Origin of the sequence: Nodularia chucula CCY0103 (assembly GCF_963923915.1) — a bacterium.
GTDB classification, from domain to species: Bacteria; Cyanobacteriota; Cyanobacteriia; order Cyanobacteriales; family Nostocaceae; genus Nodularia; species Nodularia chucula.
Genome location: NZ_CAWUOL010000220.1, coordinates 1 through 640, shown reverse-complemented (window position 1 = coordinate 640; position 640 = coordinate 1). Strand labels below are relative to the sequence as shown.

1 pseudogene is annotated in these 640 nt (G+C 41.9%); it reads right to left on the bottom strand.

Features of this window, described 5'->3' with window-relative positions:
• Positions 1-502 (bottom strand): annotated as a pseudogene (locus tag ACM0OP_RS24295) (IS4-like element ISSysp3 family transposase); the annotation flags it as partial.
• Between the last annotated feature and the right edge of the window lie 138 nt (positions 503-640).

Below are 640 nucleotides of genomic sequence, written 5' to 3'. Positions count from 1 at the left end.
ATATATCGCTTTCTCTGTCGGCAATATGAGTCACCATTTTGGCTCCACCTAGACTTAAACACTGTTGGGTTTCATCGGCAGAACGCAACCATTTATAGGATTCTTTTTTTTCTATCGGCAATTTTTGGTAATTGCGCTGATGCTTATCCCCATGATTGATGTCTCTTGTCCACAGTTTTACTGTGCTGACCCCCAAGGGAAATCCATTTTCTGCATCCAATACTAGGGTGGGATGAAGATAAAATCCTACATCTGTGTTGTTTCCTACGACCCCTATTCCTTCTGCTTTCAACCTACCTACATGAGACTGTAAGTTAATTTCGCTAGTATCACTGATTGCTAATATATGTTTTCTTTCTACCTGGGACACGCAGTGGTCTGACAGGCTTTGGACTAATTCCCCTACTGTCACGTTTTTATTCTCCAAAAAACGGTAGTATGCCACTTGTTCGGCCCTATTTCTACTTATTTGTCGAATGCTGATTGATTGATGTTTTCCCATTGCTTCGTATAATGCTGCCCCCTTTTTATCAGTCGCGGGTCTCCAAATGCTTTTCCCTCCGACTGTTGCGCGTGTATTTTGATGGGATTTTCCATTTTCTTTTTCCTCATAAAGTCCCCTCCCCTAGTAGTTTACTTC